Source organism: Vibrio galatheae, from assembly GCF_000967545.1.
GTDB classification, from domain to species: domain Bacteria; phylum Pseudomonadota; class Gammaproteobacteria; order Enterobacterales; family Vibrionaceae; genus Vibrio; species Vibrio galatheae.
Window position 1 is genome coordinate 191,802 of the sequence record NZ_JXXV01000011.1, and the last position, 12,934, is coordinate 204,735.

Sequence of the window (12,934 nt, forward strand, 5' to 3'; positions counted from 1 at the left end):
TCCAAGCTAAAGATATTGAAAAATAGCGAAATTAAAGCGACTTACCTGTAGCTTACTTCGGGACTCAGATATACTTGTGTTAAATCCCTTCCTTTGTGAATTAGGCGTGCCTATGTCAGACAATACCCATAATGACCCATTTGCTGCTCGTGAATCGGAAAATTATGAAAACCCGATCCCAAGCCGTGAGTTTATCTTAGAGTACCTCAGCCAAGCTGGTGTTCCGATGAATCGCAACGATCTCTTTGATGCATTAAAACTGCAAGGAGAGGACCAGTATGAAGGGCTGCGTCGTCGATTACGCGCTATGGAACGTGATGGCCAGTTAGTATTTACCCGCCGTCAGTGCTATGCATTGCCGGAAAAACTGGAAATGATCAAAGGCTATGTGATTGGGCACAAAGATGGGCACGGCTGGGTGCGCCCTGAAGGCAGTGTTGGTAAAGACAATGATATTGTCCTGCCTCATCATCAGATGAAGAACATCATCCATGGTGATTATGTATTGGTGCAGCCGACAGAAAACTCCAAGCGTGGCCGCAAAGAAGGGCGTTTGGTACGTGTACTTGAAGAGCGTCAAAGCCAGATTGTTGGCCGCTTCTTTATGGAATACGGTTACTCTTATGTGGTACCGGATGATTCACGTATCCATCAGGACATCCTAATTCCTAATGAGCTTAGAGCGGGTGCGCGAATGGGTAACGTGGTGGTTATTGAGATAACCGATCGCGGTTCACGCTCACGTGGAATGATGGGTAAAGTTATTGAAGTTCTTGGCGAAAATATGGCGCCTGGGATGGAAACGCAAATCGCTATTCGCACTCATCAGATCCCACACGACTGGCCAGAAGCGGTCAACAAGCAGATTGAAGGACTAGGGGAAGAAGTACCGGAAGAGGCTAAAGTTGGTCGGGTTGATCTGCGTCAGCTACCTTTGGTCACCATTGATGGCGAGGACGCGCGTGACTTCGATGATGCGGTTTTCTGTGAGAAGAAAAAAGGCGGCGGTTGGCGTTTATGGGTAGCAATTGCGGATGTGAGCTATTACGTTCGTCCAGAGTCAGCGTTAGATAAAGAAGCCATTAACCGTGGTAACTCGGTTTATTTCCCATCGCAAGTTGTGCCTATGTTGCCTGAAGTGCTTTCTAATGGCCTGTGTTCACTCAACCCACAAGTGGATCGCTTGTGTATGGTGTGTGAGATGACGATTTCAGAGACAGGAAAGTTGTCGGGATACAAACACTATGAAGCGGTGATGAATTCTCATGCTCGCTTAACCTATAATAAAGTCCACGATATTCTCGAAGGTGACGAAGAGCTACGCGAGCGCTATGAGCCAATCGTGCCGCATCTTGAAGAGCTGCACAGCATGTACAAAGTGCTCAAACATGCGCGCGATAATCGCGGGGCGATTGAGTTCGAAACCATAGAAACTAAATTCATCTTTAACGCTGAGCGTAAGATTGACAGCATTGAACCTGTGATTCGCAATGATGCGCACAAGATTATCGAAGAGTGTATGATTCTGGCCAATATCGCCTCGGCATCATTGGTGGAAAAAGCCAAAGAGCCAGCCTTATACCGTATTCACGAATCTCCGGGTGAACTTCGCCTACAAGGTTTCCGTGATTTCTTAGGTGAGCTGGGACTGCATCTCAACGGTGGTTTAGAGCCGTCACCAACCGATTATGCCGATTTGGTCAGACAAATTGGTGAGCGTGCGGATAAAGAACTGATCCAAACCATGCTACTGCGCTCGATGAAGCAGGCGGTATATAATGCTGATAACTGCGGGCACTTCGGCTTGGCACTAAAGCGCTACGCGCACTTTACTTCACCGATTCGTCGCTACCCAGACTTACTTCTTCATCGCGCAATCAAGTATCTGATCGCGAAAGAAAACGGAACTCTGCGTGACCGTTGGACTCCGACTGGCGGTTACCACTATTCGTTTGATGATATGGACTTCTATGGTGAGCAGTGCTCGATGACTGAGCGCCGTGCAGACGATGCCACCCGAGAAGTGTCTGATTGGCTTAAATGTGAGTACATGCAAGACCATGTCGGCGAAGAGTTGGATGGTGTCATTGCTAACGTGACCGGATTTGGTTTCTTCGTTCGCCTGACTGATCTGCACATAGATGGTTTGGTGCATATCTCAGCACTGGCTAACGACTACTATCAATTTGACCCGATTGGTCAAAGACTTATCGGTGAAAGCTTTGGTGCCATCTACCGCTTAGGTGACGCAGTGAAAGTCAAAGTGCTGTCGGTTAATCTTGATGATCGCCAAATAGACTTTGAATTAGTCGAAACAAGTCGTAAGCTACGCGGCGAAGGCAAAACGGCCAAGAAGCGCGCGGCGGAAGCGAAGCGTAAAGCCAAGGATAAAAAGCGCGCGGCAACCAAAGGTGAAAGATCAGAACGCAAGGCTGCGCCTGACATCGAGCCGACCAAGCGTCCGGAACGTGCCGAGTCTAATGCTAGCAAAAAGCCTAAAGTAACCAAGGCGCGCAAGAAGAAACCGGGTGCTAAACCAAAGAAAACCAAACGCGCTAAGAAACCAGCGCAGTAAAAATCAGACCAACAGGTTTTTAAATGAGTAACGAATTTATTTACGGTATTCACGCTGTAAAAGCAGTTTTAGAGCGTGAGCCAGAACGTTTTATTGAAGCGTTTGTCTTAAAAGGTCGTCAAGATGACCGCTTAATGCCTATTCTAAATGATCTGCAAATGTGTGGAGTGTCAATTCAACAGATGACACGTAAGACATTAGATGACAAGGCTCGTGGTGCCAACCACCAAGGTATCATGGCGCGCGTTAAGCCAGCTAAGCAACTTAACGAAAACGACCTCGATGACATCCTTGCTAAGCATGAATCGCCACTATTGCTGGTACTCGATGGTGTTACTGACCCACATAATTTGGGGGCGTGTTTACGTAACGCTGATGCAGCGGGTGTTGCGGCCGTGATTGTGCCAAAAGATAAGTCCGCTAATATCACTGCGACAGTTAGTAAAGTCGCTTGTGGCGCAGCAGAAACCGTGCCTTTGGTACGAGTCACCAATTTGGCTCGCACAATGCGCGCGCTACAAGAGCAAGGGATCTGGTTTGTCGGCACTGCGGGTGAAGCTACTCATGATATCTATCAAGCTAAACTGACTGGCCCATTGGCTATTGTGATGGGTGCAGAAGGGGATGGTATGCGTCGTTTAACTCGTGAAACATGTGACGATTTAATCAAAATACCAATGGCGGGCAGTGTCTCAAGCTTAAACGTATCAGTGGCTTCTGGTGTCTGTTTGTTTGAAGCTGTACGCCAAAGACTCTGTTGCTAGTTCCTACTTGCTAGTTCCTCTTTTCCGGGAACTAGCAACTCTCTCTTCTCTTCTTTCCCCTCTTTTTTATCCGACTATTTTTCAAACAAGCCTTGCAAGTGAAATTGTGATCTGTATAATGCAGCGCACTGGTTAAGCCAGTTGTGAACCAATGAGCGAAGAGGAGCTAATAAATCATCGATTTATTAGGTAATGTAGACTCAGCTTATGTTCGCGGTTAATACAATTAGCTACTTATTCTTCGGAATAACTATCCCCAGACGTGATTCTGGTACATAGGGGTAGTTAATCGAAAATTAACTGACAATACTTCCTAATCTTGGGAGTTACGGTTTCACATAAATCAATCGGCATTCTCTCGTCTTAACGAGTCTGAGTGGCGATATTGTTTGTGTAATTTTTAATATTGGAGCTCTGTCTCATGCAGAACCAACGTATCCGTATCCGCCTAAAAGCTTTCGATTACAAACTAATCGATGCTTCTACAGCGGAAATCGTTGAAACAGCTAAGCGCACTGGCGCACAGGTTCGTGGTCCAATCCCACTACCTACTCGTAAAGAGCGTTTCACAGTTCTTATCTCTCCACACGTTAACAAGAAAGCACGTGACCAGTACGAAATCCGTACTCACAAGCGTCTAATCGACATCGTTGAGCCAACAGACAAAACTGTTGATGCTCTAATGCGTCTAGACCTTGCTGCGGGCGTTGACGTTCAAATTAGCCTAGGTTAAGGGAGATTAGAAGAATGATTGGTCTAATCGGTCGTAAAGTGGGTATGACCCGCGTATTTACTGAAGAAGGCGTTTCTATCCCAGTAACTGTTGTTGAGGTTGAAGCTAACCGTGTTTCTCAAGTGAAAACTCTTGAAACTGACGGCTATGCAGCAATCCAGGTTACTACTGGTGCTAAGAAAGCTAACCGCGTATCTAAGCCAGAAGCAGGTCACTTTGCTAAAGCAGGTGTTGAAGCTGGTCGTGGTCTTTGGGAATTCCGTTTGGAAAACGATGAAGAGTTTGCAGTTGGCGCTGAGCTAACAGTTGAACTATTCAACGATACAAAGAAAGTAGACGTTACTGGTACATCTAAAGGTAAAGGTTTCCAAGGCGCTGTTAAGCGTTGGAATTTCCGCACTCAAGATGCTACTCACGGTAACTCATTGTCTCACCGTGCTCCTGGTTCTATCGGTCAATGTCAGACTCCAGGTCGCGTATTTAAAGGCAAGAAAATGGCAGGTCACATGGGTGCAGAGCGTGTAACGACTCAAAACCTAGAGATCGTACGTGTTGACGCTGAGCGCAATCTGCTTCTTATTAAAGGTGCAGTCCCAGGCGCAACTGGCGGCAACGTGATCGTTAAACCAGCTGTTAAAGCATAACGTCTCAGGAGTAAGTAATGGAACTAATGGTTAAAGGTGCTGATGCACTAACTGTTTCCGAAACTACTTTCGGACGTGAGTTTAACGAAGCTCTTGTACACCAAGTAGTTGTTGCATACGCAGCAGGTGCTCGTCAAGGTACTCGTGCTCAAAAAACACGTTCAGAAGTTTCTGGCGGTGGCGCTAAGCCATGGCGTCAAAAAGGTACTGGCCGTGCGCGTGCTGGTACAATCCGTAGCCCAATCTGGCGTACAGGTGGTGTTACTTTTGCTGCGAAACCTCAAGATCACAGCCAAAAAGTAAACAAAAAAATGTACCGTGGTGCTATGAAGAGCATTCTTTCTGAGCTTGTTCGTCAAGAGCGTCTAATCGTTGTTGATAACTTCTCAGTAGAAGCACCAAAGACTAAAGAACTAGTTGCTAAGCTTAAAGAGCTTGAGCTAACTGACGCTTTAATCGTGACTAGCGAAGTAGATGAGAACCTATTCTTAGCTGCTCGTAACCTATACAAAGTTGACGCACGTGACGTAGCTGGTATCGACCCAGTTTCTCTAATCGCGTTTGACAAAGTTGTAATTACTGCTGAAGCAGTTAAACAAGTAGAGGAGATGCTAGCATGATCACTGAAGAGCGTATCCTAAAAGTTCTACGTGCACCGCACATCTCTGAAAAAGCTACTATGGCAGCTGAGAAAGCGAACACTATCGTTTTCAAAGTAGCAAAAGATGCTACTAAAAAAGAGATCAAAGCAGCTGTAGAAAAGCTATTTGAAGTTGAAGTTAAGTCTGTAAATACTCTTATCACTAAGGGTAAGGCCAAACGTCAAGGTCTACGCCAAGGTCGCCGCAGCGACGTTAAGAAAGCGTACGTTACTTTGAAAGAAGGTCAAGATCTTGACTTCGTTGGCGGCGCGGAATAACAGGAGTAGTTAAGAATGGCTATTGTTAAATGTAAGCCGACTTCCCCTGGTCGTCGTCACGTTGTTAAAGTTGTTAACGCTGACCTACACAAGGGCAAGCCATACGCACCTCTTCTAGAGAAAAACTCTAAGAACGGTGGTCGTAACAACAACGGTCGTATCACAGTACGTCACATCGGCGGTGGTCACAAACACCACTACCGTGTAATTGACTTCAAACGTACTAAAGACGGTATCCCAGCGAAAGTTGAGCGTCTTGAATATGATCCAAACCGTAGCGCTAACATCGCTCTAGTTCTGTACGCAGACGGTGAGCGTCGTTACATCCTAGCACCTAAAGGTGTTAACGCTGGTGATGCTATCCAGTCTGGTGTTGATGCACCAATCAAAGCTGGTAACACGCTTCCAATGCGTAACATCCCAGTAGGTTCAACTGTACACAACGTTGAACTTAAGCCTGGTAAAGGTGGTCAGTTAGCTCGTTCGGCTGGTGCATATGCTCAAATCGTTGCTCGCGACGGTGCATACGTAACTATCCGTCTACGTTCTGGCGAAATGCGCAAAGTACTTTCTGAAGGCCGTGCAACAATCGGTGAAGTTGGTAACTCTGAGCACATGCTACGTGAACTTGGTAAAGCTGGTGCTAACCGCTGGCGCGGTGTTCGTCCTACCGTTCGCGGTGTGGTAATGAACCCAGTAGACCACCCACACGGTGGTGGTGAAGGTCGTACTTCTGGTGGCCGTCACCCAGTTTCACCATGGGGTCAGCCAACTAAAGGCTTCAAGACTCGTAAGAACAAACGCACTGACAAGTACATCGTACGTCGTCGTAACAAGTAATCTATTTAAAGAGGAATCGCCATGCCACGTTCTCTCAAGAAAGGTCCATTTATTGACCTACACTTGCTGAAGAAGGTAGAGAAAGCGGTGGAAAGCGGAGACAAAAAGCCTATTAAGACTTGGTCCCGTCGTTCAATGATCATCCCTACGATGATCGGTTTGACCATCGCTGTCCATAATGGTCGTCAGCACGTACCAGTATTCGTAACCGAAGAAATGATCGGTCACAAACTGGGCGAATTCGCACCAACACGTACTTACCGCGGCCATGTCGTGGATAAGAAAGCTAAGAAGCGTTAAGGAGTAGAAAATGGAAGCATTAGCTAAACATAACTTTGCTCGCATTTCGCCTCAGAAAGCTCGCTTAGTTGCGGATCAAATTCGTGGAAAATCTGTAGACCAAGCTCTAGAAATCTTGACTTTCAGCAACAAAAAAGCTGCTGAACTAATCAAGAAAGTTCTTGAGTCAGCTATCGCTAACGCGGAGCACAATGAAGGCGCAGATATTGACGATCTAAATGTCGCAAAAATCTTCGTAGATGAAGGCCCTATCATGAAGCGTATTATGCCTCGTGCTAAAGGTCGTGCGGATCGTATCTTGAAGCGTTCAAGCCACATCACTGTTGTTGTAGCAGATCGCTAAGAGACTAGGAGAGTAAGCAATGGGTCAAAAAGTACATCCTAATGGTATTCGTCTAGGCATCGTTAAGCCTTGGAATGCTACATGGTTTGCTAACACCAAAGATTTCGCTGACAACCTAGACGGCGACTTCAAGGTACGTCAGTTCCTTACAAGTGAACTGAAAAAAGCATCTCTTTCACGTATCGTTATCGAGCGTCCAGCTAAGAGCATCCGTGTGACTATTCACACTGCTCGTCCTGGCGTTGTAATCGGTAAGAAAGGTGAAGACGTAGAAAAACTACGCGCAGCTGTAGCTAAAATCGCAGGTGTACCAGCGCAAATTAACATCGCTGAAGTACGTAAGCCTGAGCTAGATGCACAGCTTGTAGGTGATAGCATCGCGTCTCAGCTAGAGCGTCGTGTTATGTTCCGTCGTGCTATGAAGCGCGCGGTACAAAACGCTATGCGTCTAGGCGCTAAAGGTATCAAAGTGGAAGTAAGCGGTCGTCTAGGCGGCGCTGAAATTGCACGTTCAGAGTGGTACCGTGAAGGCCGTGTGCCTCTACACACTCTACGTGCTGACATTGATTACGCAACTTCTTCGGCTCACACTCAATACGGTGTGATCGGCATTAAAGTTTGGATCTTCAAAGGTGAGATTCTAGGCGGTATGCCAGCAGCTAACGCTGTAGAGCCTAAAGGCGATAAGCCTAAGAAGCAGCGTAAAGGCCGTAAGTAAGGAGTCGACAGATGCTACAACCTAAACGTACTAAGTTCCGTAAGGTTCAGACTGGTCGTAACCGTGGTCTAGCTAAAGGTACTGATGTAAGCTTCGGCGAATTCGGTCTTAAAGCTGTTGGCCGTGGTCGTCTGACTGCTCGTCAAATCGAAGCGGCACGTCGTGCAATGACACGTCACGTTAAGCGTCAAGGTAAAATCTGGATCCGTGTGTTCCCAGACAAACCTATCACAGAAAAACCACTTGAAGTTCGTCAAGGTAAGGGTAAAGGTAACGTTGAGTACTGGGTAGCCCAAATCCAACCTGGTAAGGTTATGTACGAAATGGGTGGTGTACCTGAAGAATTGGCTCGTGAAGCGTTCCGTCTAGCGGCGCGTAAACTGCCATTCAAAACTACATTTGTAACTAAGCAGGTGATGTGATGAAAGCACAAGATCTACGCGAAAAAAGCGTTGAAGAGCTTAACGCTGAGCTTTTGAATTTGCTACGCGAACAGTTCAACTTGCGCATGCAAGCTGCGACTGGTCAACTACAGCAAACTCATACTCTGAAAGCTGTACGTCGTGATATCGCACGTGTGAAAACCGTATTGACTGAGAAGGCAGGCGCATAATGAGCGACAAAATTCGTACTTCATTTGGTCGTGTAGTTAGCAACAAGGCTGACAAGTCTATCACTGTTGCTATCGAGCGCATGGTTAAACACCCAATTTACGGCAAGTTCGTAAAGCGCACGACTAAAGTTCACGCACATGACGAGAACAACGAGTGTGGCCTAGGCGATACTGTTGAGATTCGTGAATGTCGTCCACTGTCTAAGACTAAGTCTTGGACTTTGGTAAAAGTTGTAGAAAAAGCTAAAGGTTAATCCCTTAGTTAATTCTATGAATTTAAACGGCTCCAAAATTATTTTGGGGCCGTTTATTTTTTGACTACCCAATCACAAAAAAGGGTGGTACAATTCGCGTCCCTTTTAAAGAGGCAGCCCGACCCGAGAGGGTCTAGTTTTTTTTATATTTAGCGGAGCACTAACAATGATCCAAATGCAAAGTACACTTGACGCAGCTGATAACTCAGGCGCGCGCAAGGTAATGTGTATTAAGGTCCTGGGTGGCTCACACCGCCGTTATGCACATATCGGTGACGTTATCAAAGTTACTGTGAAGGAAGCAATTCCTCGCGGTAAAGTTAAAAAAGGTGACGTTCTGAAGGCGGTTGTTGTGCGCACTCGCAAAGGCGTTCGTCGTCCAGACGGTTCTGTCATTCGCTTCGACCGTAATGCTTGTGTATTGCTTAACGACAATACTGAGCAACCAATCGGTACACGTATCTTTGGCCCTGTGACACGTGAGCTTCGTGGCGATAAGTTCATGAAGATCGTTTCACTGGCTCCAGAAGTTCTGTAAGGAGCACGAAGAAATGGCAGCTAAAATCCGTCGTAATGACGAAGTAATCGTTCTTGCTGGTAAAGACAAAGGCAAGAAAGGTAAAGTAACTAAGGTTCTAGCAACTGGTAAAGTTATCGTTGAAGGTATCAACCTTGTTAAGAAGCACCAAAAGCCTGTACCGGCTCTAGGTCAACAAGGTGGCATCGTTGAACAAGAAGCAGCAATTGATGTTTCTAACGTTGCAATCTTTAACGCAGCTACTGGTAAAGCTGACCGTATCGGTTTCCGTTTTGAAGATGGTAAGAAAGTTCGTTTCTTTAAATCTAACAACGAAATCGTTTCTAACTAATAGAAGTAATTTGGAGTTCTACTATGGCGAAACTGCATGATTACTACAAGTCGTCTGTAGTCGCTGAACTGACCAAACAGTTTAGCTACACAAGCGTCATGCAAGTCCCTAGAATCGAGAAAATCACCCTAAACATGGGTGTTGGTGAAGCAATTAACGATAAGAAACTGCTAGAAAACGCAGCAGCTGATATGGCAACGATCTCTGGTCAAAAGCCACTAATCACTAAAGCGCGTAAATCTGTTGCAGGTTTCAAAATCCGTGAAGGCTACCCTATCGGTTGTAAAGTAACCTTGCGTGGCGAACGTATGTGGGATTTTCTTGAGCGTTTAATTAACATCGCTCTTCCACGAGTACGTGACTTCCGTGGTGTTAGCGCTAAGTCTTTTGACGGACGCGGTAACTACAGCATGGGCGTTCGCGAGCAAATCATCTTCCCGGAAATCGACTTTGATAAAGTTGATAAAGTACGCGGTCTAGACATCACTATTACGACGTCTGCTGGTACTGATGAGGAAGGCCGTGCTCTGCTGGCTGCCTTTAACTTCCCATTCCGTAAGTAAGGTGAAGGGTTACTGTTATGGCTAAAAATTCAATGAAAGCACGTGAAGCAAAACGTGCGAAGCTAGTAGCTAAGTTCGCTGAAAAGCGTTCTGCGCTTAAAGCTATCATTAGCGATGTAAACGCATCAGAAGAAGATCGTTGGAATGCGGTTCTTAAACTGCAATCTCTTCCACGTGATTCAAGTGCATCACGTCAGCGCAACCGTTGCAACCAAACTGGTCGTCCACACGGTTACCTACGTAAGTTCGGTCTAAGCCGTATTAAGGTTCGTGAAGCTTGCATGAAAGGCGAGATTCCGGGTCTTCGTAAGGCTAGCTGGTAATTGCCACTTAATCATTTGGAGTAAATCATATGAGCATGCAAGATCCGATTTCGGATATGCTGACCCGCGTTCGTAACGGTCAGGCAGCAAACAAAGTTGCTGTTAAAATGCCTTCTTCAAAGCTTAAAGTTGCAATTGCTGCACTACTAAAAGCTGAAGGTTACATCACTGATTTCGCTGTTGAAGGCGAAGTTAAACCTGAGCTAGAAGTTACTCTTAAGTACTTCCAAGCTAAACCGGTAATTGAGCAACTTAAACGTGTTTCTCGTCCAGGTCTACGTGTTTACAAGAAGAAAGATGAACTTCCTTCTGTAATGGGTGGTCTTGGTGTTGCTATCGTTTCAACTTCCAAGGGTCTTATGTCAGACCGCGCTGCACGTAAAGCAGGTCTTGGTGGTGAAATCATCGCTTACGTAGCTTAATAGGAGTAGACTATGTCTCGTGTTGCTAAAGCACCTGTCGCTATTCCAGCTGGCGTAGAGGTGAAACTAAACGGCCAAGAAATCACTGTAAAAGGTGCTAAAGGCGAACTATCACGCGTTCTTAACGCAGCGGTAGTTGTTGCTCAGGAAGAAAACAATCTTACTTTCGGTCCACGCGAAGGTGTTGCTAACGCATGGGCACAAGCTGGTACAGCTCGCGCTCTAGTGAACAACATGGTTGTTGGCGTTACTGAAGGCTTTACTAAGAAGCTAACTCTTAAGGGTGTTGGTTACCGTGCTGCTATTAAAGGCAATGCAGTAGGCCTAACTCTTGGCTTCTCTCACCCAGTTGAGCATGAATTGCCAGCGGGTATTAAAGCTGAGTGTCCAAGCCAAACTGAAATCGTGATCACTGGTTGTGACAAACAACTTGTTGGTCAGGTTGCGGCTGACATTCGTTCTTACCGTGAGCCTGAGCCTTATAAAGGCAAAGGTGTTCGTTACGCAGATGAAAATGTGCGTACTAAAGAAGCTAAGAAGAAGTAAGGTAACACTATGGATAAGAAAGCATCTCGCATCCGTCGTGCTACACGCGCACGTCGTAAGATTGCAGAACTGGGTGCAACTCGCCTAGTAGTACACCGTACTCCTCGTCACGTGTACGCTCAGGTTATCGCATCAAACGGCTCTGAGGTTATCGCATCAGCTTCTACTGTAGAAAAAGCGATCCGTGAGCAAGTTAAGAACACTGGTAACATCGATGCAGCTAAAGCAGTAGGTAAAGCTGTTGCTGAGCGCGCTCTTGAAAAAGGCGTAGAGTCAGTTGCATTTGATCGTTCTGGTTTCCAATACCACGGTCGAGTGGCGGCGCTAGCAGAATCTGCTCGCGAAGCTGGTCTGAAATTCTAAGGTAGGGTTGGAAGATGGCTAAAGAACAACAAGTTCAAGCGAATGATTTGCAAGAAAAGCTAATCGCAGTTAACCGTGTATCTAAGACGGTTAAAGGTGGTCGAATCATGAGCTTTACTGCACTAACTGTAGTTGGTGACGGTAACGGTCGTGTAGGTTTCGGTTACGGCAAAGCTCGTGAAGTACCTGCAGCGATCCAAAAAGCAATGGAAAAAGCGCGTCGTAACATGACTACGATCGCTCTAAACGAAGGTACTCTTCACCACCCAGTGAAAGGTCGCCATTCGGGCTCTAAAGTTTACATGCAGCCTGCTGCTGAAGGTACTGGTGTTATCGCAGGTGGTGCGATGCGTGCAGTACTAGAAGTTGCTGGTGTACACAACGTACTATCTAAAGCATACGGTTCTACGAACCCTATCAACATCGTTCGTGCTACGATCGATGCACTAGGTAGCATGAAGTCACCAGAAATGGTTGCTGCTAAACGTGGTCTAACTGTTGAATCTATTTCGGAGTAAGAACACCATGGCAACTATTAAAGTAACTCAAACTAAAAGCTCAATTGGTCGTCTGCCAAAGCACAAAGCTACTTTGCGCGGTCTAGGCCTTCGTAAAATCAACCACACAGTAGAACTTGAAGATACTCCGTGCGTGCGCGGCATGATCAACAAGGTTTACTACATGGTTAAAGTTGAGGAGTAATCAGAATGCGTTTGAATACTCTATCACCAGCTGCTGGTGCTAAGACTACTGCTAAGCGCGTAGGTCGTGGTATCGGTTCTGGCCTAGGTAAGACTGGTGGCCGTGGTCACAAAGGTCAAAAGTCACGCTCTGGCGGTTCAGTTCGTCCAGGTTTTGAAGGCGGTCAAATGCCTTTGAAACAACGTCTACCAAAATTCGGTTTCACTTCTCGTAAGAGCCTAGTGTCTGCTGAAGTTCGTCTAGCTGAGCTAGCGAAAGTAACTGGTGACGTAGTTGATCTAAACAGCCTTAAAGCTGCTAACGTTATCACTAAGAACATCGAATTCGTTAAAGTTGTTCTATCTGGTGAAATTAACAAAGCAGTGACTGTTAAAGGTCTACGCGTGACTAAAGGCGCTAAAGCTGCAATCGAAGCTGCAGGCGGTAAAATCGAGGAATAATCT

Annotated in this window: 23 protein-coding genes; all 23 read left to right on the plus strand. The window is 46.2% G+C overall.

What is annotated here, in order from left to right:
* The first annotated feature begins 112 nt into the window (after nucleotides 1-112).
* The 23 genes from rnr (at nucleotide 113) to rplO (ending at nucleotide 12,931) form a co-directional block, all read left to right on the plus strand.
* A complete protein-coding gene (rnr, locus tag TW81_RS05415) occupies nucleotides 113-2,575 on the plus strand; it encodes a ribonuclease R (protein ID WP_045954699.1) in 2,463 nt (820 codons plus the stop codon).
* Between the two features lie 23 nt (nucleotides 2,576-2,598).
* On the plus strand, nucleotides 2,599-3,339 hold the full coding sequence (gene rlmB / locus TW81_RS05420) for a 23S rRNA (guanosine(2251)-2'-O)-methyltransferase RlmB (RefSeq protein WP_045954700.1): 741 nt from the start codon (nucleotides 2,599-2,601) through the stop codon (nucleotides 3,337-3,339).
* Between the two features lie 421 nt (nucleotides 3,340-3,760).
* Complete coding sequence (gene rpsJ / locus TW81_RS05425) at nucleotides 3,761-4,072, plus strand: 30S ribosomal protein S10 (protein ID WP_004410492.1); 312 nt, start codon at nucleotides 3,761-3,763, stop codon at nucleotides 4,070-4,072.
* A gap of 14 nt (nucleotides 4,073-4,086) precedes the next feature.
* On the plus strand, nucleotides 4,087-4,716 hold the full coding sequence (gene rplC / locus TW81_RS05430) for a 50S ribosomal protein L3 (RefSeq protein ID WP_045954701.1): 630 nt from the start codon (nucleotides 4,087-4,089) through the stop codon (nucleotides 4,714-4,716).
* 17 nt (nucleotides 4,717-4,733) lie between these two features.
* Entirely contained in the window at nucleotides 4,734-5,336 is a 603-nt protein-coding gene (rplD, locus tag TW81_RS05435) for a 50S ribosomal protein L4 (RefSeq protein WP_038209089.1), read from the plus strand.
* The gene (gene rplW / locus TW81_RS05440) at nucleotides 5,333-5,635 is read left to right on the plus strand and encodes a 50S ribosomal protein L23 (protein ID WP_031852906.1); all 303 of its coding nucleotides are present in this window, start codon (nucleotides 5,333-5,335) and stop codon (nucleotides 5,633-5,635) included. Before rplD ends, rplW begins: the two co-directional genes overlap by 4 nt.
* A gap of 15 nt (nucleotides 5,636-5,650) precedes the next feature.
* Nucleotides 5,651-6,475, plus strand: coding sequence for a 50S ribosomal protein L2 (gene rplB, locus TW81_RS05445; protein WP_004410474.1), 825 nt, complete (start codon nucleotides 5,651-5,653; stop codon nucleotides 6,473-6,475).
* Between the two features lie 21 nt (nucleotides 6,476-6,496).
* Nucleotides 6,497-6,775 carry a 30S ribosomal protein S19 gene (gene rpsS, locus TW81_RS05450; protein ID WP_004745876.1) on the plus strand — a complete coding sequence of 93 codons (279 nt, stop codon included), beginning with the start codon at nucleotides 6,497-6,499 and terminating at the stop codon, nucleotides 6,773-6,775.
* Between the two features lie 10 nt (nucleotides 6,776-6,785).
* On the plus strand, nucleotides 6,786-7,118 hold the full coding sequence (gene rplV, locus TW81_RS05455) for a 50S ribosomal protein L22 (RefSeq protein WP_004410462.1): 333 nt from the start codon (nucleotides 6,786-6,788) through the stop codon (nucleotides 7,116-7,118).
* Between the two features lie 19 nt (nucleotides 7,119-7,137).
* The gene (gene rpsC, locus TW81_RS05460; RefSeq protein ID WP_005471060.1) at nucleotides 7,138-7,836 is read left to right on the plus strand and encodes a 30S ribosomal protein S3; all 699 of its coding nucleotides are present in this window, start codon (nucleotides 7,138-7,140) and stop codon (nucleotides 7,834-7,836) included.
* Nucleotides 7,837-7,847: 11 nt separating this feature from the next.
* Nucleotides 7,848-8,258 (plus strand): 50S ribosomal protein L16, encoded by a 411-nt coding sequence (gene rplP / locus TW81_RS05465; RefSeq protein ID WP_005379577.1) that lies wholly within the window; start codon nucleotides 7,848-7,850, stop codon nucleotides 8,256-8,258.
* Nucleotides 8,258-8,449 (plus strand): 50S ribosomal protein L29, encoded by a 192-nt coding sequence (gene rpmC, locus TW81_RS05470; protein WP_004410456.1) that lies wholly within the window; start codon nucleotides 8,258-8,260, stop codon nucleotides 8,447-8,449. Before rplP ends, rpmC begins: the two co-directional genes overlap by 1 nt.
* Nucleotides 8,449-8,703 carry a 30S ribosomal protein S17 gene (gene rpsQ / locus TW81_RS05475; protein WP_006963213.1) on the plus strand — a complete coding sequence of 85 codons (255 nt, stop codon included), beginning with the start codon at nucleotides 8,449-8,451 and terminating at the stop codon, nucleotides 8,701-8,703. Before rpmC ends, rpsQ begins: the two co-directional genes overlap by 1 nt.
* Before the next feature lie 166 nt (nucleotides 8,704-8,869).
* Nucleotides 8,870-9,241: a 50S ribosomal protein L14 gene (gene rplN, locus TW81_RS05480; protein WP_004745883.1), complete on the plus strand. Its 372-nt coding sequence runs from the start codon at nucleotides 8,870-8,872 to the stop codon at nucleotides 9,239-9,241.
* 13 nt (nucleotides 9,242-9,254) lie between these two features.
* A complete protein-coding gene (rplX, locus tag TW81_RS05485; protein WP_010445323.1) occupies nucleotides 9,255-9,572 on the plus strand; it encodes a 50S ribosomal protein L24 in 318 nt (105 codons plus the stop codon).
* 23 nt (nucleotides 9,573-9,595) lie between these two features.
* Nucleotides 9,596-10,135 carry a 50S ribosomal protein L5 gene (gene rplE / locus TW81_RS05490; RefSeq protein ID WP_004410443.1) on the plus strand — a complete coding sequence of 180 codons (540 nt, stop codon included), beginning with the start codon at nucleotides 9,596-9,598 and terminating at the stop codon, nucleotides 10,133-10,135.
* 17 nt (nucleotides 10,136-10,152) lie between these two features.
* Nucleotides 10,153-10,458: a 30S ribosomal protein S14 gene (gene rpsN, locus TW81_RS05495; protein ID WP_004745888.1), complete on the plus strand. Its 306-nt coding sequence runs from the start codon at nucleotides 10,153-10,155 to the stop codon at nucleotides 10,456-10,458.
* 29 nt (nucleotides 10,459-10,487) lie between these two features.
* Complete coding sequence (gene rpsH, locus TW81_RS05500) at nucleotides 10,488-10,880, plus strand: 30S ribosomal protein S8 (protein ID WP_038209098.1); 393 nt, start codon at nucleotides 10,488-10,490, stop codon at nucleotides 10,878-10,880.
* A gap of 12 nt (nucleotides 10,881-10,892) precedes the next feature.
* Nucleotides 10,893-11,426 carry a 50S ribosomal protein L6 gene (rplF, locus tag TW81_RS05505; RefSeq protein WP_004745892.1) on the plus strand — a complete coding sequence of 178 codons (534 nt, stop codon included), beginning with the start codon at nucleotides 10,893-10,895 and terminating at the stop codon, nucleotides 11,424-11,426.
* Between the two features lie 9 nt (nucleotides 11,427-11,435).
* A complete protein-coding gene (gene rplR / locus TW81_RS05510; RefSeq protein ID WP_045954702.1) occupies nucleotides 11,436-11,789 on the plus strand; it encodes a 50S ribosomal protein L18 in 354 nt (117 codons plus the stop codon).
* Between the two features lie 14 nt (nucleotides 11,790-11,803).
* Nucleotides 11,804-12,307, plus strand: coding sequence for a 30S ribosomal protein S5 (gene rpsE, locus TW81_RS05515; protein WP_004745894.1), 504 nt, complete (start codon nucleotides 11,804-11,806; stop codon nucleotides 12,305-12,307).
* A gap of 7 nt (nucleotides 12,308-12,314) precedes the next feature.
* Nucleotides 12,315-12,491, plus strand: a complete 177-nt coding sequence (rpmD, locus tag TW81_RS05520; RefSeq protein WP_000201159.1) for a 50S ribosomal protein L30 — start codon at nucleotides 12,315-12,317, stop codon at nucleotides 12,489-12,491.
* A gap of 5 nt (nucleotides 12,492-12,496) precedes the next feature.
* Nucleotides 12,497-12,931, plus strand: a complete 435-nt coding sequence (gene rplO, locus TW81_RS05525; RefSeq protein WP_004410426.1) for a 50S ribosomal protein L15 — start codon at nucleotides 12,497-12,499, stop codon at nucleotides 12,929-12,931.
* Nucleotides 12,932-12,934: the final 3 nt, after the last annotated feature.

Coding starts and splice junctions, on each gene's coding strand:
- rnr (WP_045954699.1), top strand. CDS start 113: ATGTCAGACAATACCCATAATGACCCATTTGCTGCTCGTGAATCGGAA.
- rlmB (WP_045954700.1), top strand. CDS start 2,599: ATGAGTAACGAATTTATTTACGGTATTCACGCTGTAAAAGCAGTTTTA.
- rpsJ (WP_004410492.1), top strand. CDS start 3,761: ATGCAGAACCAACGTATCCGTATCCGCCTAAAAGCTTTCGATTACAAA.
- rplC (WP_045954701.1), top strand. CDS start 4,087: ATGATTGGTCTAATCGGTCGTAAAGTGGGTATGACCCGCGTATTTACT.
- rplD (WP_038209089.1), top strand. CDS start 4,734: ATGGAACTAATGGTTAAAGGTGCTGATGCACTAACTGTTTCCGAAACT.
- rplW (WP_031852906.1), top strand. CDS start 5,333: ATGATCACTGAAGAGCGTATCCTAAAAGTTCTACGTGCACCGCACATC.
- rplB (WP_004410474.1), top strand. CDS start 5,651: ATGGCTATTGTTAAATGTAAGCCGACTTCCCCTGGTCGTCGTCACGTT.
- rpsS (WP_004745876.1), top strand. CDS start 6,497: ATGCCACGTTCTCTCAAGAAAGGTCCATTTATTGACCTACACTTGCTG.
- rplV (WP_004410462.1), top strand. CDS start 6,786: ATGGAAGCATTAGCTAAACATAACTTTGCTCGCATTTCGCCTCAGAAA.
- rpsC (WP_005471060.1), top strand. CDS start 7,138: ATGGGTCAAAAAGTACATCCTAATGGTATTCGTCTAGGCATCGTTAAG.
- rplP (WP_005379577.1), top strand. CDS start 7,848: ATGCTACAACCTAAACGTACTAAGTTCCGTAAGGTTCAGACTGGTCGT.
- rpmC (WP_004410456.1), top strand. CDS start 8,258: ATGAAAGCACAAGATCTACGCGAAAAAAGCGTTGAAGAGCTTAACGCT.
- rpsQ (WP_006963213.1), top strand. CDS start 8,449: ATGAGCGACAAAATTCGTACTTCATTTGGTCGTGTAGTTAGCAACAAG.
- rplN (WP_004745883.1), top strand. CDS start 8,870: ATGATCCAAATGCAAAGTACACTTGACGCAGCTGATAACTCAGGCGCG.
- rplX (WP_010445323.1), top strand. CDS start 9,255: ATGGCAGCTAAAATCCGTCGTAATGACGAAGTAATCGTTCTTGCTGGT.
- rplE (WP_004410443.1), top strand. CDS start 9,596: ATGGCGAAACTGCATGATTACTACAAGTCGTCTGTAGTCGCTGAACTG.
- rpsN (WP_004745888.1), top strand. CDS start 10,153: ATGGCTAAAAATTCAATGAAAGCACGTGAAGCAAAACGTGCGAAGCTA.
- rpsH (WP_038209098.1), top strand. CDS start 10,488: ATGAGCATGCAAGATCCGATTTCGGATATGCTGACCCGCGTTCGTAAC.
- rplF (WP_004745892.1), top strand. CDS start 10,893: ATGTCTCGTGTTGCTAAAGCACCTGTCGCTATTCCAGCTGGCGTAGAG.
- rplR (WP_045954702.1), top strand. CDS start 11,436: ATGGATAAGAAAGCATCTCGCATCCGTCGTGCTACACGCGCACGTCGT.
- rpsE (WP_004745894.1), top strand. CDS start 11,804: ATGGCTAAAGAACAACAAGTTCAAGCGAATGATTTGCAAGAAAAGCTA.
- rpmD (WP_000201159.1), top strand. CDS start 12,315: ATGGCAACTATTAAAGTAACTCAAACTAAAAGCTCAATTGGTCGTCTG.
- rplO (WP_004410426.1), top strand. CDS start 12,497: ATGCGTTTGAATACTCTATCACCAGCTGCTGGTGCTAAGACTACTGCT.